Genomic DNA, 1,012 nt, shown 5'->3' on the forward strand with positions numbered 1-1,012 from the left:
TGATCGTCGAAAGACCGTTGAGGGTCCGCTCGCCAATATTTGTCGTATGGCGCTGGATGCGCTCGAGCAGATCGAGGGCGGTGCGCGGACTGGCGCTACAGCCTTTCGCCTTCAGCCGCATGCGCATGACACGGTAGAGGACGAGGGCCAGGAAGCAGATCATGGCGTGCGCGCGGATGCGGTCGGGCAGACGGTGGTGAACCGGCGCGATCTCAATGTCGGATTTCAGAACGCGGAAGCCGCGCTCGATGTCTGCGAGGCCCTTGTAGCGCGCGACGGCCTCAGCGGCGGTGAGGTCGGGAGCATTTGTGATCAGCGCGAGCTTGCCGTCGAAGAGCTCGGCCTCGGCTATGGCGTCGTCATCGACGCTCCAGCTGAACCGATCCGCATTGAGATCAGCCTTGATGAACCGGGTGAGTTCGGCGTCCGCGACGGCGCGGGTGAAGCGGCTGTAGGCCCCGCGGTCGGAGGCGCGGCGTCCCTTGGCGGTCTTTCCGGCATCTTGGGCATCGAGCTTGCCAACCATCTTCTCGGCCATGTCCTCCAACTCAGCAATGCGGGCGCGCCGCCGCTCGCCCTGTTCAGCGGCACGAGAGGGGTCATAGGCGACGATTGTAGCGCGACACCTCAGAATGTTCGTATGGCGACATCCAGGTTTACGAGGTGTCTCCTTGGCCTGATTGATTTCCCGGCAGTGGTTGCTGGGGAAGGACGATGGGTCATCTTCGAGATGAGGAACGAACGGCGATGTCGGTTTTGCTTGAACAAGGCCATTCCCAGAGTGCGGATTTCGGAAATACCGGACAGTGATTTCACTAAGTCCCGGACAGTCGTTTCGGTAAGTCCCGGACAGATAGTCGGCGGCTGTTCATTGCGTCGCTGTCATTAATCTGCGGTGATGGTTTCGGAGTTTTCGGCCTGGGTCAATGCTTTCAGTTTGCTGTTGTCAAGCGACACCTACTTTTACGACCTAAGACGACATCCAGTTTTACGAGGTGTCGCGCAACGGAGC

At 60.0% G+C, this 1,012-nt stretch carries 1 pseudogene; it reads right to left on the bottom strand.

What is annotated here, in order from left to right:
- Positions 1-613 (bottom strand): annotated as a pseudogene (locus tag KG698_RS15365) (IS1634 family transposase); the annotation flags it as partial.
- Between the last annotated feature and the right edge of the window lie 399 nt (positions 614-1,012).

It is taken from the genome of Roseicyclus sp., assembly GCF_018402035.1.
Classification (GTDB): domain Bacteria; phylum Pseudomonadota; class Alphaproteobacteria; order Rhodobacterales; family Rhodobacteraceae; genus Roseicyclus.